Origin of the sequence: Candidatus Symbiopectobacterium sp. NZEC127 (genome assembly GCF_025962675.1) — a bacterium.
Classification (GTDB): domain Bacteria; phylum Pseudomonadota; class Gammaproteobacteria; order Enterobacterales; family Enterobacteriaceae; genus Symbiopectobacterium.
The window spans coordinates 460,776-484,857 of sequence record NZ_JAGFPG010000002.1 but is presented as its reverse complement, the minus strand read 5'-3'; the positions used below and the strand labels follow the sequence as shown (position 1 = coordinate 484,857).

Annotated in this window: 19 protein-coding genes; 13 read left to right on the top strand and 6 right to left on the bottom strand. The window is 52.2% G+C overall.

What is annotated here, in order from left to right:
• Positions 1-252: 252 nt before the first annotated feature.
• Complete coding sequence (gene edd / locus J5069_RS12225; RefSeq protein WP_264644137.1) at positions 253-2,076, top strand: phosphogluconate dehydratase; 1,824 nt, start codon at positions 253-255, stop codon at positions 2,074-2,076.
• Between the two features lie 18 nt (positions 2,077-2,094).
• Here the strand turns inward: edd and J5069_RS12220 are convergent, their stop codons facing one another.
• The 6 genes from J5069_RS12220 to J5069_RS12195 form a co-directional block, all read right to left on the bottom strand.
• A complete protein-coding gene (locus J5069_RS12220; RefSeq protein ID WP_264644136.1) occupies positions 2,095-3,594 on the bottom strand; it encodes a sensor histidine kinase in 1,500 nt (499 codons plus the stop codon).
• Entirely contained in the window at positions 3,584-4,276 is a 693-nt protein-coding gene (locus J5069_RS12215; protein ID WP_264644135.1) for a response regulator transcription factor, read from the bottom strand. The genes J5069_RS12220 and J5069_RS12215 overlap by 11 nt, the downstream gene beginning before the upstream one ends.
• A 363-nt stretch (positions 4,277-4,639) precedes the next feature.
• On the bottom strand, positions 4,640-6,286 hold the full coding sequence (locus J5069_RS12210; protein ID WP_264644134.1) for a Na+/H+ antiporter: 1,647 nt from the start codon (positions 6,284-6,286) through the stop codon (positions 4,640-4,642).
• 328 nt (positions 6,287-6,614) lie between these two features.
• On the bottom strand, positions 6,615-7,982 hold the full coding sequence (locus tag J5069_RS12205) for an NCS2 family permease (protein ID WP_264644133.1): 1,368 nt from the start codon (positions 7,980-7,982) through the stop codon (positions 6,615-6,617).
• Positions 7,983-8,707: 725 nt separating this feature from the next.
• Positions 8,708-11,407 carry a hypothetical protein gene (locus tag J5069_RS12200; protein ID WP_264644132.1) on the bottom strand — a complete coding sequence of 900 codons (2,700 nt, stop codon included), beginning with the start codon at positions 11,405-11,407 and terminating at the stop codon, positions 8,708-8,710.
• Positions 11,408-11,478: 71 nt separating this feature from the next.
• On the bottom strand, positions 11,479-14,172 hold the full coding sequence (locus J5069_RS12195) for a hypothetical protein (protein WP_264644131.1): 2,694 nt from the start codon (positions 14,170-14,172) through the stop codon (positions 11,479-11,481).
• Positions 14,173-14,514: 342 nt separating this feature from the next.
• Here J5069_RS12195 and J5069_RS12190 point away from each other — a divergent pair, with 342 nt between their 5' ends.
• From J5069_RS12190 to J5069_RS12135, 12 genes are all read left to right on the top strand, one after another.
• Positions 14,515-15,633, top strand: a complete 1,119-nt coding sequence (locus J5069_RS12190; protein ID WP_264644130.1) for a 1-propanol dehydrogenase PduQ — start codon at positions 14,515-14,517, stop codon at positions 15,631-15,633.
• Between the two features lie 182 nt (positions 15,634-15,815).
• Entirely contained in the window at positions 15,816-16,505 is a 690-nt protein-coding gene (gene pduL, locus J5069_RS12185; RefSeq protein ID WP_264644129.1) for a phosphate propanoyltransferase, read from the top strand.
• A complete protein-coding gene (gene eutJ, locus J5069_RS12180) occupies positions 16,498-17,319 on the top strand; it encodes an ethanolamine utilization protein EutJ (protein ID WP_264644128.1) in 822 nt (273 codons plus the stop codon). Before pduL ends, eutJ begins: the two co-directional genes overlap by 8 nt.
• Positions 17,316-18,077 (top strand): flavoprotein, encoded by a 762-nt coding sequence (locus J5069_RS12175; RefSeq protein WP_264644127.1) that lies wholly within the window; start codon positions 17,316-17,318, stop codon positions 18,075-18,077. The genes eutJ and J5069_RS12175 overlap by 4 nt, the downstream gene beginning before the upstream one ends.
• Before the next feature lie 9 nt (positions 18,078-18,086).
• The gene (locus tag J5069_RS12170) at positions 18,087-18,359 is read left to right on the top strand and encodes a EutN/CcmL family microcompartment protein (protein ID WP_264644126.1); all 273 of its coding nucleotides are present in this window, start codon (positions 18,087-18,089) and stop codon (positions 18,357-18,359) included.
• Positions 18,360-18,869: a GlcG/HbpS family heme-binding protein gene (locus J5069_RS12165; protein WP_264644125.1), complete on the top strand. Its 510-nt coding sequence runs from the start codon at positions 18,360-18,362 to the stop codon at positions 18,867-18,869. It begins immediately after the preceding gene.
• Between the two features lie 53 nt (positions 18,870-18,922).
• Positions 18,923-20,122 carry a propionate kinase gene (gene tdcD, locus J5069_RS12160; protein ID WP_264644124.1) on the top strand — a complete coding sequence of 400 codons (1,200 nt, stop codon included), beginning with the start codon at positions 18,923-18,925 and terminating at the stop codon, positions 20,120-20,122.
• Between the two features lie 291 nt (positions 20,123-20,413).
• Entirely contained in the window at positions 20,414-20,695 is a 282-nt protein-coding gene (gene grpH, locus J5069_RS12155; protein ID WP_195312699.1) for a propanediol utilization system shell hexameric protein GrpH, read from the top strand.
• Between the two features lie 25 nt (positions 20,696-20,720).
• The gene (gene pduB, locus J5069_RS12150) at positions 20,721-21,506 is read left to right on the top strand and encodes a propanediol utilization microcompartment protein PduB (protein WP_264644123.1); all 786 of its coding nucleotides are present in this window, start codon (positions 20,721-20,723) and stop codon (positions 21,504-21,506) included.
• A gap of 50 nt (positions 21,507-21,556) precedes the next feature.
• On the top strand, positions 21,557-23,083 hold the full coding sequence (locus J5069_RS12145) for an aldehyde dehydrogenase family protein (protein ID WP_264644122.1): 1,527 nt from the start codon (positions 21,557-21,559) through the stop codon (positions 23,081-23,083).
• A 28-nt stretch (positions 23,084-23,111) separates the two neighbouring features.
• The gene (locus J5069_RS12140) at positions 23,112-23,411 is read left to right on the top strand and encodes a BMC domain-containing protein (RefSeq protein WP_264627160.1); all 300 of its coding nucleotides are present in this window, start codon (positions 23,112-23,114) and stop codon (positions 23,409-23,411) included.
• A 10-nt stretch (positions 23,412-23,421) separates the two neighbouring features.
• On the top strand, positions 23,422-23,997 hold the full coding sequence (locus J5069_RS12135) for a DJ-1/PfpI family protein (protein ID WP_264644121.1): 576 nt from the start codon (positions 23,422-23,424) through the stop codon (positions 23,995-23,997).
• Positions 23,998-24,082: the final 85 nt, after the last annotated feature.

Below are 24,082 nucleotides of genomic sequence, written 5' to 3'. Positions count from 1 at the left end.
ATCACATGAGGCTGCGATGAACCCCATCAGCACCCCGTAATGCGCCCCTATCCTTTACGGTAACTCACCGTAGCAACGGGCTCTTTATTTATTGACGATCTGGTATCGTGCGTTTATTTGCACGAGCGTTTTTATCATCTTAAAAATAATTAAAACACCCGCTAGCTGCTGTAGCCCAATTATTTCACTCGACGTCATTGGCATTTGATTTTAATTAAGCAAAGCATCAATGTTAAACACATGGGGCATAGCATGAATCCTATTGTTGCACGCGTTACCCACAACATCCTGTCTCGTTCTCACGCCGAGCGTAGCCGTTATCTGGCACTGATTGCCGCCGCCAAAAGCAAAACCGTACACCGCTCCGAGCTGGCCTGCGGCAATCTGGCACACGGCTTCGCGGCCTGCTCGCCCGAAGACAAAGCCGATTTGAAGAACATGATCAAAAGCAACATCGGCATCATCACCTCTTACAATGACATGCTCTCTGCCCACCAGCCCTATGAACGCTACCCGGATCTGATTAAAAAGGCGCTGAACGCCGTGGGCGCTGTCGGTCAGGTTGCGGGCGGTGTCCCTGCCATGTGCGACGGTGTGACACAAGGGCAAGACGGCATGGAGCTCTCCCTGCTGAGCCGCGATTTGATTGCGATGTCGGCGGCGATCGGCTTGTCACACAACATGTTTGATGGCGCGCTTTTTTTAGGCGTATGCGACAAAATTGTCCCGGGACTGTTTATTGCAGCCCTCTCTTTTGGTCACCTACCGACCGTTTTCGTGCCCGCAGGCCCGATGCGCACCGGCATCTCCAACAAAGAGAAAGTGCGCATCCGCCAACTGTATGCTGAAGGAAAAGTCGGCCGCGATGCGCTGCTGGAATCCGAGGCCAGTGCTTATCACGGCGCAGGAACCTGTACCTTTTACGGCACCGCCAACTCTAACCAGATGGTGATGGAGATCATGGGGCTGCATCTGCCCGGCTCCTCGTTTGTCTACCCGGATATTCCGTTACGCGATGCGCTGACAGAGGCCGCTGCGCGTCAGGTCACCCGAATGACGGAAAGCGCAGGCGATTATCTGCCCGTCGGTCAACTGGTGGACGAAAAGGTGATCGTCAACGGTATTGTCGCCCTGCTGGCGACTGGCGGCTCGACCAACCACACCATGCATCTGGTCGCCATGGCGAAAGCCGCCGGTTTTACCGTCACCTGGGATGATTTTTCTGAACTGTCCGAGGTGGTGCCTCTGCTGTGTCGTATCTACCCCAACGGGCCTGGCGACATCAACTACTTTCAGGCGGCAGGCGGCGTGTCGCTGCTGGTGCGAGAATTGCTGCGCGGCGGCTTGCTGCACGAAGATGTCCACACCGTGGCGGGCTTTGGTCTGCATCGCTACACCCAGGAGCCGTTCCTGGAAGAGGGTAAACTGGTCTATCGCGACGGCCCGCTGGTGTCGCTGGACGCCGAAGTGATCGCACCGCTGGAAACCCCGTTTGCCAAACACGGTGGCACCAAAGTGCTTTCCGGCAATCTGGGACGCGCAGTGATGAAAACCTCCGCCGTGCCGCAAGAGCGACAAACCATCGTCGCGCCAGCCATCGTATTCAACGATCAGAACGATGTCGATGCCGCCTTTAAAACGGGCCGTCTGGACAACGATTGCGTGGTGGTGGTGCGTTATCAGGGGCCAAGAGCGATAGGCATGCCAGAACTGCACAAACTGATGCCGCCGCTCGGTGTGTTGATGGACCGAGGCATCAACGTTGCGCTGGTCACCGATGGTCGCCTGTCAGGCGCATCCGGCAAGGTGCCTGCCGCCATCCACGTGACACCGGAGGCTTACGTAGGCGGCCTGCTGGCAAAAGTTCAGGATGGCGACATGATCCGCGTTGACGGCATCACGGGTGAGATCAGCCTGCTGGTGGATGAAGCAGAGCTGGCGCAGCGTCACCCGGAACAACCGGACTTGTCCGCTTCCCACGTAGGAATGGGGCGCGAACTGTTTACCGCACTGCGCGAGAACATTACCGGTGCGGAGCAGGGTGCCAGCGCGATCCCCTACCGTTACGCCCAGTAGCATCGACGCAGTAAGCGGTCAGGTGCGTTTTAAGCACAAATAGACATGTAGACCGGGATTGGCCGATGCCATGCTGAGTTGACCACCGTGCAGTTCGGCGATGGCTTTCACCAGAGACAGGCCAAGCCCGAAACCGGGCTGCTGCTGCGTCCCTTCAAGGCGTTGAAATCGCTCCAACGCCGTGGCGTGCAGGTTTTCAGGAATGCCGGGGCCACGATCGGACACACGCAGTGCCGTCCAGCCGCGATAAAGGGTGACGCTCAAGGTGATCGCTTTACCTTCAGCCGCATACTTCAGTGCGTTTTCGATCAGATTCGCCAACGCCTGAAACAGCAGCGCCCGATCGCCAAAAAGCGGCGTCCCGGCGGGTGCATCAATCAGCAATTGGCAATGGTGTGCATCCGCTAACGGTTGATAATACTCCGACACCTCTTCCAACAACGGGCGCACCTCAAAGCGGGCAAACTGATGAACACAGCGCCCGCTTTCAATCTCGCCGATGCGCATAACGGTGCGAAACAGCCCCAAAATCTTGTGCACCTCTTCCACTGCCTGATGCAACTCCTCGCGCATCTCATGCTCAAGACCTTGACGCTCGGTCAGGTTGTACAGCCGGTTTTGCAAGTGTGTCAGCGGCGTGCGCAATTCGTGGGCAATATGGCTTGAGGTGCTGCGCACCTGCTCCATCAGGCGTTCGATGCGCTCCAGGTTCTGGTTAATGTCGTGACTCAGGCTGTGAAAATCGTCATCGCGCGTTGAGAGCGGCATACGAACGTACTGCTCACCGGCGCTGTAGCGGTGCAGCGCGGTGCGGATGCGCTCTACGCTGCGCAGGCTGCGCAAACTGAAATGTCGGCTGACCACCAGCGAAAACAACAGCACCACGAACAGCCCTGCCCCCGCGACCAGTGGAATAGTACGAATACGTTCCAGCATCGGCCGCAGATTATAGGCGGTGAACAGCACGCCGCCATCGTCCAGCGCCACCGACATACCGACCAGGTTACTCTCGGGCGCGCTACGTCCTCGATCGCTGGCTTTCAGCGCGCCCTTTTCTACCAACAACGCCTTCAGGCAAGGAACGTCCATTTTGCACGCGGTATGACTTGGCCCAGACAACATCCAACCCGCGTTGTGATAGAGGATCTCGCCCTGCTTACTCATCACCAGAAACAGGGGCAACTCATCGGTTTTAGCCTGATTATCGCGTTTGAGCTGAGCGATCAGCGTAGAAGTATCGGTCAGCCGCGCTTGGGTGGCATGGTCATGGATATTGCCCAGTATGACGTCGCGCACATGGGTGCGGATCAACGTTTCACTCAATACGCTGAAGCCGACAATGCAGCACAGCACCATCAGCAAAAACAGAAACACCAGCGTAATAAACTGGCGAAACTGCGCGGTGCGAAGAAATACCGGATAACGGTTAGCGCCGTGCACGCACAAATGGCGAATTTTCTCACGCCATCCGTTAGCCGGCCATCTCAGCGCGGGTTCATTGTGTGCGCTACGCGGCATCCGTCTTTTCCACAGCGCCCAGGGCGTAGCCCAACGATCGCAAGGTTTTGATCAGCGGGCGGGGAAAGCCTTTGTCGATCTTGGCCCGCAGCTTGGACATATGAACATCGATCAGGTTAGTCTGCGGATCGAAGTGATACCCCCAGACGCGTTCCAATAACAGTGTCCGTGTGATCACCTGCCCTGGGTTCTCCATCAAAATGATCAGCAGCTTGATCTCTTTATCGGTCAGATCGATGCGCTGCCCGCTACGCCAGGCAACCCGTTGCAGACGATCAAGTTGCAGATCTTCAAACGTCAGCAGCGATGACGGTGCCTCCTGCGGTTTTCCTCTGCGCACCATAATCTCTAAGCGCAAACGCAGCTCATTGAAATTAAACGGCTTACCCAGATAATCTTCGGCGCCCAGTTCCAGCCCCATCACGCGATCCACATCGCGATCCAGCGCCGAAAGCAGCATAATAGGCGGGTGACGCAATCCTTGCAGTTCACGCAATACGCTAAAACCATCCAGCGTTGGCAGCATTCGGTCCAGTAGCACCACGTCATAAATTTCATCTTTAATGGCTTTAAGCGCATGTTCGCCATCATGAACGATATTGCAGGCATAACCGTGTGAGTGCAGCTTTGCACCAAGCCAATGGCACAACACCGAGTCGTCATCAACCACTAAAACGCGCATTGTTTTCCCTCTGTCAAAGTGATGGTTGCTTACACCACATCACGCGTACTGACGTGCTCCCGATCCACCACAATAGGATCTGAGCCACTCTGACACAGGCAATAACCTGTCTGGCGGCTTCTTATGCGTCAACGCGTTATAGGATAATAACAATCATTATCATTTAATGACAAGTAGTTTACAATGCTGACAATTAGCCAGATTTTGTAGGGTTTTTCCGCGATCGTGGGGTTTTCGTGCGTTCCTCGTGCAGATACGTTCTCTGACAGGCTTCGGAACACGCTATCGCGGGATCAACAAGGCGTGGAGTTGCGACGCAGACTCAACGCACATTGAGCCTGCATCCGCGAAACAAAGGCAGGGTTACACTTTCTCGCTCAGCACGGCTTCAAGCAAATCGAGATCGTGCAGCATCTTTTTCAGGGTTTCGTTGCTGATCTGCTGCGTGGCGCGCAGGTGGTAAAGTTCGCCGCGTTCAGCGGTGACGGCAGTCAAACGGAAACGGCGCTCCAGATTTTCAATCTCCAGGCTGTGTTCCAAATCGCTCTCGCCGACGACGCGACGCCGCAAATTACCGATGACACGCGCACTGACTTCGCGCACCACCTGCTCATCGATATTTTCTTCTCGATCCGCCGCCAGACGCTCTTCCATTTTCTGCAAGCTGCGGATCGCCACTTCGGCAATCGCCATGCGCGCCATCCGCTCTTCTTTCTTATAGAGCGATTTGTCCACCACGGTCACCCCGCGCAGCAGTAACGGCAGCGTCAATACCCCGCACAGCAAGGAAAACAGAATGACGCCAGTGGCGATAAACACCAACTGATAGCGGGAAGGAAACGCGGTGCCGTCGTTTAATAACAGCGGAATGGACAGCACACCGGCCAAGGTAATCGCACCGCGCACCCCGGCGAAAGAAGCGATCCAGATTTCACGCGTAGTGTATTGAGCAAACAGCATCGGACGTTTCTTCTGAAACAGGCGGCTGTAATATTTCATAAACCACAGCCAGCAGAAACGCAGCAGCAGCAGCGCACCGTAAATAATGGCGATATCGGTAAACAGCATCCAGGTTTCAACGGTGGGATCCAGCTCCGCCTGCGTTACCGAGGTTTCCAAAATGTCGGGCAATTGCAGCCCCAGCATGATAAACACCATGCCGTTAAACACGAACTCCAGCATCGACCAGACGCTGTTGGCGCGTAATCGCATCGCCAGCGGCGCGTTACTGATCACGTTAGAGTGGCTGATGGTCATGCCTGCGGCCACCGCCGCCAAAATGCCTGACACCCCAATGTGTTCCGCAATCAGGTAGGAGGCGAACGGCAACAGCATCAGGAGCACAATCTGGGTGGCGGCGTCATCACCGCTCCAACGGTTAATGATGCGCAATGATTTACTGTAAAGCCAGGTTACACCCACGCCCGCCAACAGGCCGCCGACCGCCACCTGAACAAACTCCAGCGTCGCGCCGGACACGGTAAATACCATGGTGCCCATCGCCACCGCGACGGCAAATTTAAGCGATACCAGACCCGAAGCATCATTCATCAGCGCTTCGCCCTGCAAGATGCTCATCAGCTTTTTCGGAATGCGATCTTCGCCCACAATCCCCGACAGCGCCACCGCATCGGTCGGCGATAGCACGGCGGCCAGCGCGAAGGCCGCCACCAGCGGCATACCCGGAATCATCCAGTAAATCAGATACCCCACCCCCGCGACGGTGATCAACACCAGCACCAGCGCCAGACCAATCACCTCACGGCTGTGTTTGATAAATTCGCGCGTTGGCGTTTTCCAGCCGTCGGCAAACAGCAGCGGCGGGATAAACAGCACCATAAACAGTTCAGGGTTGAAATCAACATGCAAACCAAACTGGGGCCAGGCCAAAATAGCCCCGAGGGCGATTTGCATTAAGGGCAGCGGAACTTGGAAGGGTAAAATACGTGTAACGACCCCTGATAGTGATACCACCAGGGTTAAAATCAGAATGGTAAAAAAGATTTCCATGCTTTCCTTAGGAGATGTCCAATAATGGCCTAACCGTGTGCTGAGCTGCCCTTTGTACGTTATGAGATGGTGCCCCATTATTTTTACATGAAAATATCGCTCAGCGGGGCAAAATTTCAGGGTAAAACGCATATTTTTTGCATGAATACCCTGCAAATAATTACGTCAAAAAATCACCGCGGCGGGGCACTTCAAGGAAAGCATGAGGGAGGAGGCAAAACGATGAGTGGCGTCATGGAGCAAAGAGCTCCTGATCACCCACGCCAGCGAAACCGCAGGCATAATAAAGGGGAGCCAGGCTCCCCGTAATGACTCACTTACAGAACAATCAGAGCGCCCAGCCACCGGCGTAGAACACCACCAGCGCGATAGCGATAATCACGGTACCGATATTCAGTTTGCGCCATTCACCCGAGAAAATACGCCCCAGCACCAGTGCACCAAAGCCCAGCATAATCCCGGTTACGATATTGCAGGTCAGCACGATAAACACCGCGCACACCAAACCAGACATGGCATCAACAATGTCATCAAAATTCAGCTTGGCGACATTGCTCAGCATCAGCAAGCCGACATACATCAATGCCGGTGCGGTGGCGTATCCCGGCACCAGATAAGACAGCGGAGAGAGGAACAGCAGGCACAGGAACAGCACACCGACCACGGTCGCCGTCAACCCGGTTTTACCGCCCGCTGCCGTACCCGCCGCAGATTCGATATAGACCGCCGCCGGAGACGTCCCGACCAGGCTGGACAACATGCTGCTCACCGAGTCAGCCGTCAGCGCTTTGCCACCGTTAACGATTTGCCCATCTTTATCCAGCAGGTTCGCCTGCCCGGCAACCGCGCGGATAGTACCGGTGGCGTCAAACACCGCCGTCATCACCAGCGCCAGCACGCTTGGCAGCACCGCCAGTTGCAATGCACCCATGATATCCAGGCTAAACATCAGCGAGTGACCGTTTTCATCAGTCAGGCTCGGCAGGCTGAACCAGCCCTGAAATTTCACGTTCGGATCGAAAATCAGGCCGATAATCGAGATAGCCACGATCACCAACAAGATGCCGCCCGGCACGCGACGTTTTTCCAGACCGATGGTGGCCGCCAGTCCCAATAACGACATGATCACCGGGAACGAGGTGAAGTTACCTAACGCAACAGGCAGACCGTCGATCGGGTTCTTGATCACCAGACCCACGCCATTGGCAGCGATGATCAGCAGGAACAGGCCAATACCGATACCGGTACCCTGCGCCACGCCCAACGGCAGGTTACGCAGGATCCAGGAACGGATGCCGGTCACCGAGATCACGGTAAACAGCAGCCCCATCAGGAAGATCGCCCCTAAGGCCACCGGAACACTGATCTGTTGGCCCAGCACCAGGCTAAACGCGGTAAAAGCGGTAAGCGAGATGGCGCAGCCGATTGCCATGGGCACATTGGCCCACAGCCCCATCAGCAAGGAACCCAGCCCTGCGACCAGACAGGTTGCCACAAACACCGGCGTGTGCGGAAACCCCGCCTTGCTCAGCATGCCAGGCACGACAATGACCGAATACACCATCGCCAGAAACGTGGTTAACCCGGCCAGCACTTCCTGTCTTACATTACTGCCGCGCTGTGTGATGTGAAAAAAAGCATCAAGTGAGCTTTGCGGACGCGCCGCATTGCCAGCCTGACGAGTGCTATTTGACATGGTGGTATCCCCTGAGATGTCATTATTTGTAAAAGTAAAACTGGAGGGTGCATATGGCCTTGCCTGCCATGACGATCTCCCATCGCTGCACGCACCCACAACAACGGCGCTTCCGCGCCGCAGCGCAAATATCAGACGCCCCCGAACACCATGCACATCACACTGAAAATGGACGCAAACGATTAGCTTGCGGGACGCATCACAGGTGCATTTGGCAGGTCGGAGGAGAAACGGGGGATTATCCTGCTTCTGGGCGGTGTATTTCAACTGATAATCCAGACAATTTATCTATCGCTCGACAAAACAGAACGGCGTTTCATGCACAGAAAACCCATGAACCATTTTTTTGTGATTAGGCTCACAAAAAAGTTGACCAGCGCGGCCAACCGGCGTATCTTTAAAAACGTGAAGAGCATCACAGAAAAATGAACAATCACTCGGAGAGAGACAAATGAAACTGATCAAAAAAATCGTTGCCATGTTCGAAAACGTTAGCGTTAACTTCAACATGTTCACTAACCACTAAGATTCAAGAAAGCGTAGGAATAAGAAGATGAGTATTGTCCGTAATATCAACAAAGTAATAAAAGCGTTGGGCAAAACCTATCGCGGTCTGGCTCCCTACGCTATCTTCCGTTAATCGCTCGCGATTAGCACAAATTTCCGCCACTGCCGAAAACGTAGTGTGCGACTGAAAAGCGGGTATCTTCTGATATCCGCTTTTTTTATTTGCGGTGCTTTAATATCCGTTGCCGACTCACTTCAACAGGCGGTTCAGCATTTACCTCTCCAGAAGCAATGGCAATATTATCGCTCGTGGTCACGAAAGCAACAGAGGGTTGCCCGTCGGCAATAAAGATACCTTGGTTAAACGTTAATAGACTTTTGTCGTTCATTGCCAAATCGAACTTAATTACCCTTTCTTTATTATACTTAAGTTCTCGCTTTATTATCCTGGGATTATCCTGAATAGTCACATCCAGAATACCCCCGTGCAATTTTAGATAGTTTTGTACGTTCTCTATCCGTTCATCCCTGCCAAGCGCCCTTGGTAAACTGCTTGGTGATAATGGTTTCATATTTCTATTATAAATTTTCACAAGCCCATTATAAGTGTCTTTATTCACTGCCTTTGAATAATAATAAGCTTCAGAATACTTCAAATGCCATGAAAAAAACGTTCCGCTATTTTTATTATGCTGATACATATCTGCCTGAAATTGCCATACATTTTTACCATCTGAACATTTAATCAACTCTCTCCATTGCATATCAGGCGGTTCATGAAATGAAGAGGACCCTTTTTTATACCTCAACCTAAATGTGACATAGATACTAGAACCCACAAAATCACCGATATCATAGGAACTCGACCTAACATGTGTTTTTAATAGATCCCAATGAGGGTCCAATTGCATAATATTATCATTACTAATCCCTACCTCTGAATTCAACTGTTTATCCCTTAGATACTCTTCGGCAGTTAATGATAGTTTTTTATTATAAGCGTCAACATGAGACAATGAATACTCATGTTGTTTATATATTAAATGCAACTCGTCACCTTTATTATTTTTAATATAAGGTTTTGATTCAAAATCAAGTACCCTTATCAAATCCCCATTTTGTTTTAAGTAAGCATGCCCCTGGCAATCAAATTTTAGCCCATGACTTCCTGGCATAGAGAGTTTATGTATATCTACTGTTTTATCATACATCGCAGGAGTAATGGCACTTTTTAACTGCTCTGACATTGATGAAGAGGTTGAGGGTTCAAAACGCCATCGTCCGCCGGTATACTCAACGGAATAAGAAACGTGTGTTTTTTTCAAGTCATAGATCTCACAATCCAGATGATGTTTATAAATAGGTTTCGCCCTTATTGGCACTAACCTATTATCTATAGATATCGTATTATAAAAATTGCGATACAATTTATTATCAGAATAAACACGATATATATTACCATAATGTTCAAAATGAACTTGCTTGACAAGAGGCGATGTTACAGGAAGCCCAATATCAAATCGCTTAATGATCTCCTGCTCAGCATTACTAAAGCGATACTCGTTAAACGGAACAATCCGCGGTGTATCCCGAGAAGCATTTTCAACGTAATAATAATTACCTTCACTATCATACACACGTTCCATCGGTTTACCGCAAATTTTCCCAAACGTTATGCCTCGTTTAATTATTCGATCGCAGTTGGTAAAAAAAGGATCACTGCTTTCAGGTTCGCTGGCGACTTCTTTACCTTCATCAATGCGCCATTTTTCTTCCCACTGAAGATATCCAACAGGGTGCTCCCTCCCCTCGTTTTCAGCATAAAGCATATTACCGCGACGAAAAAGCAGCCATTCTTTATTGTCTTGATTTATACAAACCCTATCGTTTTCAAAAAATAGAGACTTTGGTATTCTAACGTCGTCTATAGTGGTAGGATGAATATTTCCATGAATAGTAATATCGACCATAGCCTTAGAAAACCCAAGCACCTCATTATAAATAGACTCAATATCTACTTGTGACATTGAGTCACCTTTAATGTCATTAGAGATCATCCTAATGGTTGGAGAAAAAATACGTTGTACAAATGAGATAAATGTCAATTCAGGGACTAATGAAGACATTATCGAAGAGACCTTGTCAACCGCCGTGGTTATCTTTCTCACTTTTTCTATCTCAGCTTCCGAAGGACAGATGCCACTTTTTAAATAATGGGACAACACTTGCAACTCGATTGTCGATGATTCGAAAGGACGCTCAAAAGAATCTGCAATGGTTTTCAATACATCACTGACGGTAAGAGCCCTTCTTTTATCGAGACAATCGACATTCAGCTTTTTTATTTTTACATCATCTCCGAGTGGCACGACGGTTGTCGTTGGTACTGCGACTGGCACGGCAGCATCAGCAGCGGGAAAACGCAGCGGATCATAATAATCAATAAAACCCGATAGTGATTTTACGGCTTGATTCATCGAATCGATGATGCTGTCTTGCAGATTACCCATTGGGAAAAGAGTATTTTGTTTTTTTTCCGGCACACCGTGAGGTACGGGAGATGAAGAGCAGAACTCATTGTAGATCATCTGACTTAACCTATTTTTATAGGCCGAACAGGGTTGTTTATCCACAAACCTTATTTGATGTGAAACACCACCATCAACGTGATTTACTTGGTATTTACCAACACTTTTTTGTGGTATTTCATCCACAGAGTTTTCACCACGAGACAACGAAGATAGCACGCCCATCATTGCTAACATACTCATACAACCACATTTTGTCGGCAGCTTGGTTGATTGCAATTCTGATAACCGATTTAATTTTTTCTGAACAGTATATTGCGTCATATAATCTCGACGTCTACATTCAAAACGCCCTATGCCGCGTCTATACTGCTGTATATTGACAGGCATTCCTCACCTCCTTGGTTAATTCCTGTAAAATAAGTTGATAAAAATGCGGGTATCTCTGATACCCGCCTTTTTTAATGGTGCGATTTTTTCACTCTTTTTCTGGCGACAGATTCAGGCGGTGAAGCGTTAACCGGGCTCTCTGCAACATTGATATTGTGCCCTGTGGTGACAAACACCAATGGCGGCTTGCCTTCCTGCAGCACAATGCCCTGGTTAACGGAAAAAATCGTCTTATCCAGAAAACTGATAGTTATTTTTAGCAATCGTTCCTTGTTGGTATGTGCATCTATATTCTGTAATTTAGGATAATCACTGAGAGTAATATCAAGAAACCCTCCGTTTCTTTTAAGATAATTTTTCACACACGCAATTTTTTCATCATTAGAAAGTACGTTGGGTAATGCATCAGGTGCCAAGGGCTCCATATCATGGTTATAAATTCGAGCCGGTTCATTGTACCCGTTCTTAACCTCTTTCTTTGTGTAGGAATAAGCCAAAAGATATTTTTCATTCCAGGGTAGAAATGTCGGACTGTGTCGATTATGCTGATACATATCAGCAACAAACCGCCACACCTGCCCATCGTCATCCACCTTGATAATTTCATGCCATTGCAGATCTGGTGGTTCAAAAAATTCACTAAAACCATTAACGTTATATTTCATTCTTAGCATAACTTCCAGTTCTGAACCAATGGAGTTATAAGTGTGATAATTATAATTTTTTATATTAACATGAACTAAATTCCAATGATAATTTAGCAGATGATTTTTATTACTACTCACCCCTTTACTTGAATGCAGGTTGATATCTTCTTTTATAGTTAAGGCATTTACTTCCAGCCTCCCTCTTTCTAGCCGAGCATGCGACAAGTGGAACTTACCGTCTGTTTTGGTAATATATATTCGCCCTTCATTTTTCACTGCTAAGCATGCATCGATATCATGCTGATGGACTTTTATATACTTGTTATTAATTCTTAAATAGGTATGACCATTTTTATCCACTTGCAAACCATGAGGGCCAGGCATCGATATTTTTGTTAAATCTAAAGTATCATAAAACATAGCATGATAGGCATAGTGGCTAATGGCTTCTTTCAAGTCATGAGAAAGATAAAAAGAGGTAACCGGTTCAAACCGCCACTGATTATTATAAAACTCAACCCGATGACTGGCATGCCAGTCCTTCAAGTCATAAATTTCGCAAGAGATATGATTGTTTATGATAGCAGTCGCTTTAATCGGCACCAGTTTTCCATTCATTTCTACCGCATGGTAGACGGTTGAAATCAATTTATCTTCATCACGAACACGGTATATGACCCAATTATCAGGAAAAATAACCTTATCCACGCGAAATGAGTGTGGACTTAAACCTATATCCAGTCTGTTTATAATATCGCGTTCAATGTGGGTAAACGGATAAGAATCAGACGCAGTAACCGGCTGGGACGCTGAAGCGTGCGAAGAACCTGATTCAGAAGCATCAGCAATCGCAAAAGTGCCACACAATTTTCCTGAAGATACGCCTCGACGATATCTGCTTTCACAAAGTTGATTAAACAGATCGTCATTCTTCTCAGCATTGATTAACTCTTGTTCATAAATATGCCAAACACCGGTATCTTCAACATAACTGGTTCTATATAAAACATTGTCTCTGGCCGCGTACAACTTGCCGTCTACTTTTGTTAATCTCCATATTTTTTTATTAATATGAACATAAATATAATCATTTTCAAACGACATACCTTGCGGCACAAACACAGTGTTAATGCCAGACTTTTTGTCAATTTCTCTAGTGGATATATCTACCACACCTCGAGCATAACTTAAAATATTTTCATTTAGAGATAAAGCATCATCAATAGTAATTCCTCTACCTCTGTAATCATCCACGACCATTTTAATGGCAGGGGTTATTATATTTCTAATAATTCCAAGCGGATTGAATTCCGAAAAAAAACCCAACACTGAAGACAGCATGGCATCGATAGATTTAGCGATGACACTAATATGAGAAAGCGAAGCTTCGGTTGGGCACACGCCACTTTGCAAATAAGAGGTAATCACCTTAATTTCTATCGCCAAAGTAGAAATAGGATAATCGATCGTATCCGCGACACGATAAAGAATATCGAGGGAAGAAAGGTTTTGTCTTGCATGAATACAGGTGTAATCATTTTTGACGGTTGCAACAGAATCCGACGGTGTTGACAGGGGCGCCAGTGTAGACTCAACAACCGCGGCATGGGTACCAGGAAAAGATAATGGATCGTAGCGTCTAAAGGCATCAGCGAATGAGTAAAAGCTGAATGGCAAGAAATCCTCAATACTTTTTCTCGTTTGCCTCAATGAGGATGAACCATGCATCAACTGCTGTGGATTCAGCGGAGGAACAATCGTTGTAGAAGAATAATGGCTATCGAACTTATCACATAAAGTGACATCATTCGGAAAAACATTTTTAATATTTCCAGTGACATTATAAGAAGCAGCAGGGTTATTTTCTTCTCCCCTTTTTCGACAATACTCTGAATCAGAAAAAAAACGCTCAGAGACATGTCTGCGCAACGTATTATTTGACACCACGCTCAGTAAAGCCAAGAGCGTCATCCATCCAAACTGCTGAGGAAGTTTACGGGTTTGCGACGCAGAAATACGATTTAACCGCTGTTGGATAATGGAGTCTGCGACATATCCTTGCATTTTATCATCGTAGCATCCCGCACTTCGCCTGAAATCCTGCGCGCTGATTGGCATAAGCTCACCTCCCTGTGTGATTGCTCAATTAATAAACAATAGCCGTGAGTGCGTATATCAATAAGCGCGACCGCTTCAAAAAAAGCGCATTTCCAATCGATTAGTGACAGGCCTTCCTGATGCCATCCCGCTACCGCACCACCTCCTTGTTTAGCCAGTGAGCGAACCTCCCTGCGTGGATTATTTTGATATCCCCGTTACGACAGGACAAAAGAATCCAACTCCTGCGCAACGCTGCCGCTGCCGCTCCTTTTTCACTGCATGTTAGGTTAGCCCTCATTGAGAAACCTACGCTGTTTGCTGCCTGTTGGCACTGACACCCCCATGGAACGACATCACGCCATGAATATTCCTGTGTTTGCCATGCCGCGCGTCTATTTCGGTGACACGGCAATGGAAGCCTTACGCGCCTATAACCATAAAACCGTCGCGATTGTCACCGATGACTTTATGGCGACATCCGGCAAAACCGATTATCTCGCCGGTTTTATGCCACAGGCGCGCATCAGCATCTTCAGCGGCGTTAAACCCGACCCTGATGTTAACGTGCTGCACGCCGGGGCCGCCGCCTTCAAAACGCTACAGCCAGACGTGATTATCGCGCTCGGCGGCGGTTCCTCGCTGGATGCCGCCAAAGGCATCAAGGTCACGCTGGAAGCGTTACACCCGGAGCACCCGATAGTATTGGTGGCGATCCCAACCACCAGCGGCTCCGGCTCCGAAGTGACTACCTACGCGGTGATCTCCGATCCCGAGCACGGTCAAAAATACCCGCTGGTCTCCGACCAGTTACAGCCGGATATCGCCATTCTCGATCCACAACTGGTGGTGAGCGTGCCGCGCGGTATCGCCGTTGATACCGGTATGGACGTGCTCACTCACGCGATTGAGGCCTACGTTTCCTCCCAGGCTAACGATTTCAGTGACGCGCTGGCCGAAAAGGCCATCCTGTTGGTGTGGGACTATCTGCCACAGGTGTTTGAGCAACCGCAAGCCATTACGCCGCGCGCCAAAATGCACAACGCCTCCTGCATGGCGGGCATGGCATTCAGCACGGCGGGATTGGGGCTGGTGCACGGTTTGGCGCATTCTCTGGGCGGCGTATTCCACATTCCTCACGGCAAGATTAACGCCATGCTGCTCCCGCTGGTGATCGATTACAACGCGGCCACCGGCAGTGATGCCACACGCGAACGCTACGCGCGCTGCGCGGCGTTAGCAGGCATTAAACAGGGCGATCAGCACACGCGCATCCGGCAGTTATCCCAACAAATTCGCGCGTTAAATCAACGCTTCGGTATCCCGGCAACGTTACGAGAATTGAATATCAGCGCCCATGACGTTGAGCAACAGCGCTCGCGCTTGATCGATGCCGCACTGGCAGATGGCTGCACCGCCAGTAATCCACACGCGCCCACCCGCGATGCGGTCAGCCAGTTGATAAGCCAGATTGCAGGCTAACCAGAATCGCGACTGGACGAAATTGTCCTGCCCGCCACGGGCTGCGCAATAAAGTCCTCGCGAATCACAAACGCGGGCGCGCCGCGTTGATTAGGGTGAATAGCACCACCGTGACGTGCCACAACAGCACCAACGGCACCGGTGTATGACGTAAAGACAGGAAAACGCAGGTAACTGAATCAATGAACGCAACACAGCAACAGATTGCATGGATCACCCAGCAGGTAATGCAAGAACTGGCCGCACAGGGCTCAGTCCGCGCTGAAATCCTTAACGCACCCAGCGCGCCGCTTCAGGTGCCGGTTGGCATCTCCAATCGCCATATCCATCTGGCGCGGGAAGACATGGACATTCTGTTTGGCTACGGCGCGACGCTAACGCGCATGAAAGCCGTGAAACAGCCCGGTCAGTTTGCCGCCGAAGAGTGTGTCACGCTGCGCGGCCCGAAAGGAGAAATCAAGAATGTGCGTGTGCTCGGCCCACTGCGCCCCACGACGCAGGTGGAAATTTCTGTCGCCGACAGTTTTGTGCTGGGCGTGAAAGCCCCGGTGCGCATGTCGGGCGATCTTCAGGACTCTCCCGGTATTGAAATCGTTGGCCCGAAAGGCAGCGTAAAAAAAGCATCGGGCACGATTGTCGCCTGGCGGCATATCCATATTTCGCCGGAAGACGCAGAACGCCACGCACTGCGCGACGGCATGGAAGTGAGCATTCAGGCACAGGGACAGCGTGCCGGCATCATGCAGCACGTGGTGGTGCGCGCCACGCAGGCATCGGTGCTGGAATTGCATGTGGATGTGGAAGAAGCCAATGCCTACGGCCTGCGCAATGGCGATCTGGTCAACATTATCACGGAGCAACTCCATGGCTGACGTTTCCGTTGAGACGCGACTGCGCACGCTGGCACAGTTGATCCGCGATGCCGAATGCCGTGAGCATGATGGCGTGCTGAAAGTCGGCGTCGATCTGGGAACTGCAAATATTGCCATGGTGGTGGTAGACCGTCACAACGCCCCCCTCACCGGCATTACCTATCCTTCCTCCGTGGTGAAAGACGGCATCGTGGTCGACTACCTGTCTGCAACCAGGGTGGTGAAGCACCTGAAACAGCAGTTGGAAGCCCGCTTAGGCCAATCACTGACCCACGCCGCTACTGCCATTCCGCCGGGGATTTCCGAGGGCAATACCAAGGTGATCGCCAACGTGGTGGAGTCGTCGGGACTGTTGGTGACGAATGTGGTCGATGAGCCGGTGGCGGCCGCCACGGCGCTGAATATGCGTAACGGCGCGGTGGTGGATGTCGGCGGCGGCACCACGGGACTTAGCGTGCTGCGCAACGGCAAGGTGCTCTTTTCCGCCGACGAACCGACCGGCGGCACGCATATGACGCTGGTGCTGGCAGGCGCGCTGGGTCTCGCCTATGCCGATGCAGAGCAGTTAAAACACGACCCGGCGCAAGAAGCGGATATCTTCCCGCTGGTGCGCCCGGTGGTGGAAAAAATGGCCTGCCTGACCCGTGACTGGCTGACAGCCTATAACGTCAGAAACATTCACGTGGTGGGCGGTGCCAGCAGCTTTAGCGAATTTCCCGGCGTGTTCCGCAAGGTCACCGGGAAAAACATCATTCCTGCGGTGGAGCCGCTGCTGGTCACCCCGCTGGGGATTGCCATGCAGGCGGCACCATGACGTTCACGAGAGGAAGCATGAACAGCCAGACGCTCTCTTCGTTGATTGACAAAGCCATCACTGATGCGCTTGCCCGCCGTACTTTATGGATCGAAAGTTTAGGGTTCGAAAGCACGCAGGCCGACATCCCACGGCAGCCAACCACCTTTGTGCTGATCACTGGCGATGATGCAGCCGCATTCCCAGCCACGCTGCGCTATCTGGCAGCACTGGCGCAGGCAGGCTGCCTGCTCAGCGTGCACTTCTCCCACAGCGCACAGCGCTTGCACACACGCTTTGCCGATGCCCTGAACCGCCTGCTACCACAGGTGCCGTGCCAACAGGCCACTGACTCCACGCTACGCAGCGGCGATACGCTGCTGCTGCCAGCCTTGTCCGATAACAGTCTGGCAAAAATAGCGCTCGGCCTGCGTGATAACGCCGCCAGCCAATGGGTCTTTCAGGCGCTGGCGCAGGACGTGCGCATCATCGCACTGCATCACCCTGATGCCGCCATGCCAGCCGCCTATCTGGCACAACTCTCGCGCTATCAGGAGACGCTGCGCCAATTCGGCATTCGCATGATGGGACAACCGGCTGCACCACAGGCATCTGTGCCACACCGCGCTGTCGCCGCCGTTGGTAAGTCATTACTCACCGCACGCGATGTACGCCTGCATAGCGAAAACACGCTAAGTGTCCGACCCGGCACCCTGATTACCCCGGCAGCACGCGATGAGCTAGCCGCGCGCCGCATCACGTTAATAACCGCATCCTGAGGAGGCACCATGTATCTGGCCCAAGTCACCGGCACGGTGGTCTCCACCACCAAACATGCATCGTTGAACGGCATGAAACTGCTGCTCGTCACGCGTCTGGATGAGCACATGAACCCCACGCAACGCACGCAGGTGGCGGTGGATACCGTCGGCGCAGGCAACGGAGAAATTGTGATCGTCGCCACCGGCAGTTCAGCGCGCATGACCAACAGCAAAGAGCATTCCGTCATTGATGCCGCTATCGTCGGTATCGTCGATGCCACCGAGCACAGTGAGGGCTAAATGTTGACACAACAGCACCCTGCACTGCGCGATTTGGACGGTTGGATTACGCAGGCCATTGCCGCCCAGCCTCAGTCAGACCACACGATATTGACCGTTGCCGATTTCGCCCTGCTGGCGCAGTTGGCGCAGGAGACAGCCAGCGCCATGCACCTGGCGATTGTCGTCAGCCTGGTGGATGCACACGGCCATCCACGTTACTTCGTCAGCATGGATAACGCGCTGTTGGTCAGCCACCGCCTCGCCGGACAAAAAGCCTACAGCGCCGTGGCATTGCGTATGCCGACGCACGAACTGGCCGAACAGGTACAACCCGGTGCACCCCTGTTTGGACTACAGCAACAGGCCGATATCTGCGCCGTCGGTGGCGGACTGCCCTGCTGGCATCAGGGACACCTGCTGGGCGGTATCGGCATCAGCGGCGGCACCGCCGAAGAAGATGTCGCGATCGCGCGCCACGTTCTGCACCAATTCACTCAGCAACGTTTTTCCCTGTCACCTTTTGCCTGACAGCCGCGAATAACACGCTGGATTTTTTTGTCATCTCTTATTTCGGGGGGCTTATGTCCTTATCTTCCCTTGTGCTCGTGATTAACTGTGGTTCATCGTCATTAAAGTTTTCCGTTATGCCCGTCAACGACGGACAACCGCTACTGTTCGGCCTGGCTGAACGCTTAGGGCTGGATAACGCGGTGATTACCGTCAAAGACAGCGCAGGCAACAAGTCTGTGCTGTCGCTCGAATCCGCCAGCCACCATGAAGCCTTGAAAGTGCTGTTCGCTACGCTACGCAGCAAAAATCTGATCGATTCACTTGCCGCTATCGGCCACCGCGTCGCCCACGGCGGCAGCGATTTCAAACACTCCGTGTTGATCACACCGGAAGTGATTGAAAAAATTCAGGCGCTGTCGGTGCTGGCACCGTTGCACAACCCCGCCAACCTGACCGGGATCGAAGCGGCTCAGGCGCTGCTGCCGTCACTGCCACACATTGCGGTGTTCGATACCGCCTTTCACCAGACGCTCGCGCCAGCCGCCTACACCTACGCCATTCCTTATGAGTATCAGCAGAAGTATCAGGTGAGACGTTACGGTTTTCACGGCACCTCACACCGCTACATTGCGGAACAAGCCCGCGCCATGCTGGATCTCAAGGCGGACGATCACGGCATTCTGGTCGCTCATCTGGGTAACGGCTCCTCCATCTGCGCAGTGAAAAACGGGCACAGCGTCGATACCTCGATGGGCATGACGCCGCTGGAAGGGCTGGTGATGGGCACGCGCAGTGGGGATCTTGATTTCGGTGCCGCCGCCTATATCGCCAGTTGCACCCAGCAGCCCATCGAAAAAATCTACCAAACGGTGAATAACGCCTCCGGCCTGTACGGCATTTCCGGCATCTCCAGCGATTGCCGCACCTTGCAAGAAGCACGGGAAAACGGCAACGAGCGCGCTGGATTAGCGATTGATGTGATGGTGCATCGTCTGGCGCGCCACCTGGGCGCCCACCTCACCTCGCTCTCACGCTTGGATGCGCTGGTGTTTACCGGCGGCATCGGCGAGAACTCGGCGCTGATCCGCGAGTTGACCATCGAACGACTGTCGGTGTTGGGGCTGAAGCTGGATAAGCAAAAAAACAGCGACATGGTAGGCGGGCGCAGCGGTGTAATTTCCGCCGAAGGCTTCCCCACTATCGCGGTTATTCCCACCAACGAAGAGAAAATGATCGCGATGGACGCGGCACAGATTGCGCAGTTGGCGTAAAGCGCCGCGTCCCCAGCGTATTGAAACGTGACCCATTTAACAGTTTAGGGCAGCACGGCACTACGCCGCTGCGGCCCTGATAAACCAGCGTGGATTTTATTGTCGCCCCGCTGAAAGTGATAACAAAAAAGTCTCGCTCATCGGCAAAACATTTGGCCGGGATATTCATAACATCCTAAACAGCAAAATCGGTGAGTTGCCGGTTGCGGAATGAGGGCAGACCCCGGTCCGCCGGACAGATTCCCCGCACTTTTTACTACCAGTTTTTTACTACAAAACGTCGAGGTTGATATGCAACAAGAAGCATTGGGTATGGTTGAAACAAAAGGTCTGGTCTCCGCCATCGAAGCCGCAGATACCATGGTGAAATCCGCCAACGTTACGCTGGTCGGCTACGAAAAAATCGGCTCCGGCCTGGTCACCGTGATGGTGCGTGGCGATGTGGGTGCCGTGAAAGCGGCCACCGACGCGGGCTCCGCAGCCGCCAATAAAGTCGGTGAACTGGTTTCCGTGCATGTGATCCCTCGCCCGCATACCGAAGTGGAAAAAATTCTGCCGAAGGCACTGGGCTGATCGCTAAACCGCGAGGATTATTCCTATGAGAGATAATCTTGTCGAACAGATTATATCTGACGTGATGAACAAGCAGAACGACGCGCCACGTGCTGGCAAAGCGCTCGGCAGCATCGCGGGCTGCGGGCTGACAGAATTTGTCGGCACCGCACTGGGCCACACCATCGGTCTGGTGATCGCCAACGTGGATCACCAACTGCATGAGTTGATGAATATCGATAAGAAGTTCCGCTCCATCGGTATTATCGGCGCACGTACCGGCGCGGGTCCGCATATTTTTGCCGCTGATGAAGCGGTGAAAGCCACCAACAGCGAAGTGTTGATCATCGAGCTGGCGCGCGACACCGAAGGCGGTGGCGGGCACGGCTGTATGATCATCTTCGGTGCAGAAGACGTCTCTGACGCCCGCCGCGCCGTGGAAGTCGCCCTGAACGAAATCGACCGCACCATGGGCGATGTCTACGGCTCTCCCGCTGGTCATCTCGAATTCCAGTACACCGCACGCGCCAGCTTTGCCCTGAACAAAGCCTTTGGCGCACCTATCGGTAAGTCGTTCGGTATGACCTGCGCCTCACCGGCGGCTATCGGTGTGCTGATTGCAGATACCGCTGCCAAGGCGGCGGTGATCGACCCGGTCGGGTATGCCAGCCCGAGCAAAGGCACCAGCTACAGTAACGAAGTGATCTTCACCTTCGCTGGCGATTCTGGCGCGGTACGCCAGGCGGTGATCGCCGCCCGCGAAGTCGGTTTGCAATTGCTGTCCACGTTAGATCCAGCGGAAATCAGATCGACCACCACGCCGTATATCTGATCCGTCAGGCGCGCTCGCGTGCCGTGCGATGTGAGGAAAGGAACCAAAAGATGAACGACCTTGAAATCGCCCAGGCGGTCTCCACCATCCTGAGCAAATACAGTAACCCCGTCGCCTCCGGCGCGGGTGCCGCCGCAGCCGCCACACCGGCCGCTACAGCAGCACCTCATACCGAGCAATCGCTGGTCAGCAGCATTGTGGCGCAGGTGTTGGCGCAGCAACAGCCGACAACCACCGCACCGCAACCGTCAGCGCAAGACGCGGGTATCTTCGACAGCATGGACGAAGCCATTGCCGCCGCCGCGATAGCACAAGTGCAGTATCGTCACTGCTCGATGCAAGACAGGGATGCCTTTGTGAAGGGCGTGCGTGAGGTGTTTCTTCAAGAAGATGTGCTGGATAACATCTCCCGCATGACCGTCGAAGAAACCGGCATGGGTAACTACGAGGACAAACTGACCAAGAATCGCATCGCAGCGCTGAAAACGCCGGGCACGGAAGATCTGGCAACGCAGGCGTGTAGCGGTGACGGTGGGCTGACATTAATCGAGTACTCCGCGTTCGGCGTGGTCGGTTCCATCACCCCCACCACCAACCCGACGGAAACCATCATCAACAACAGCATCGGCATGCTGGCGGCAGGCAATACCGTGGTATTCAGCCCGCACCCGCGTTCGCGCAACGTATCGCGCCTCGCGGTGCGGCTGATCAACGAGAAGCTGGCGCAGTTGGGCGCACCGGCCAATCTGGTGGTCACCGTAGCGAACCCGTCCATCGACAACACCAATGCCTTGATCAAAGACCCACGCGTCAACCTGCTGGTGGCAACGGGTGGTCCGGCGATCGTGAGAACAGTGATGTCATCGGGCAAGAAAGCCATCGGAGCCGGTGCGGGCAATCCGCCTGCGGTGGTGGACGAAACGGCCAATATCGAACGGGCCGCGCGCGATATCATCAAGGGATGCAGCTTCGATAACAACCTGCCGTGCGTCGCCGAAAAAGAGGTGATCGTGGTAAATCAGGTAGCGGATTATCTGATCCACTGCATGAAGAAAAGCGGCGCCTACCTGCTGTGTGACAAGCCGTTGATCCAGCAGTTGCAAACGCTGGTGCTGAATGAGAAAGGCACCGGTCCGAATACCGCGTTTGTCGGTAAAGATGCGCGTTTCATCCTGCAACAACTGGGGATCTCCAGCGCACCGGACACCAAAGTTATCCTGATCGAAACGGAAAAAAATCACCCCTTTGTTGTGCATGAACTGATGATGCCGATTCTGCCGGTGGTGCGCGTTGATAACGTCGATGACGCTATCGACCTGGCCGTTAAAGTGGAACACGGCAACCGTCATACCGCCATCATGCACTCCACCAACGTCGAAAAACTGACCAAGATGGCGAAGCTGATTCAAACCACCATCTTTGTTAAAAACGGGCCGTCTTATGCCGGCATCGGCGTCGGCGGCGAAGGGCATGCCACTTTCACTATCGCCGGGCCGACCGGGGAAGGGTTGACGTCCGCACGGTCGTTTGCTCGCACCCGCCGCTGTGTGATGGTGGAATCGCTCAATATCCGTTAATCGTCGCGAGGCTGAGGGTCATTTGCCAATGAAAACACGAATCATCAATGCACCAACACCCGACATTGTGGCGATGCTGAAGCGAAGGATGCCCGGCGAATTCCGCTCACGGCTCGATCTGTTGCGCATTGACGCCATTGGGCTACTGATGCTGCCGGTGCCGGATCTCTATTTCTATGCCGATCTGGCCAGCAAAAGTGCCAATGTGGTGGTTTCGGAAATCTTTGGCAGTTGCCCTCAGCACATCACGACGCTGGCAATCTTTGGCGAAGTCGCTGCGGTCAACGAGGCCATGCGGATGATCGAAAATGACAACACGGCGTTCTGAGAACCAACCTATGAAAAAAATACTGCTGTTAGCGGGTGATTTTTCTGAGGATTATGAAGTCATTGTGCCATGGCAGGCATTAAGCGCATTGGGTTTCCGGGTGGATGCCGTCTGTCCGGGAAAGCGCGCAGGCGAATTTATTAAAACCGCCATTCATGATTTTGAAGGCGATCAGACTTACAGCGAAAAGCCCGGACATCTGTTTCGGCTGACCGCCTCGTTTGATGACATTCGTTTGCAGGACTATTGCGGGTTTTATATTGCTGGCGGACGCGCCCCTGAATATTTGCGTCTGAATAAATCCGTTCTGAATATAGTTCACTATGCGTTTAATTTTTCCGTGCCGATCGCCGCTATTTGTCACGGCCCACAAATATTGGTGGCCGCAGGCGTATTAAAAGGCCGAACCCTGACCGGGTATTTCACGATGAAACCAGAAATCGAATTGGCGGGTGGTATTTATCGTTCTGCCGCCGATGACGAAGCCATTCTCGACGGCCATCTGGTGACGGCAACTACCTGGATGGGGCATCCGGCACTGTTGCGTCAGTTTATTTCGTTGATTGGCACCACTGTGCAGATCTAAGCGCACAGCAAATATTTCCTACCGTCATTCGTCACGTTAAATAATGTGATGAATGACGGGTATAAATAATATTGGTCAGCAGTCT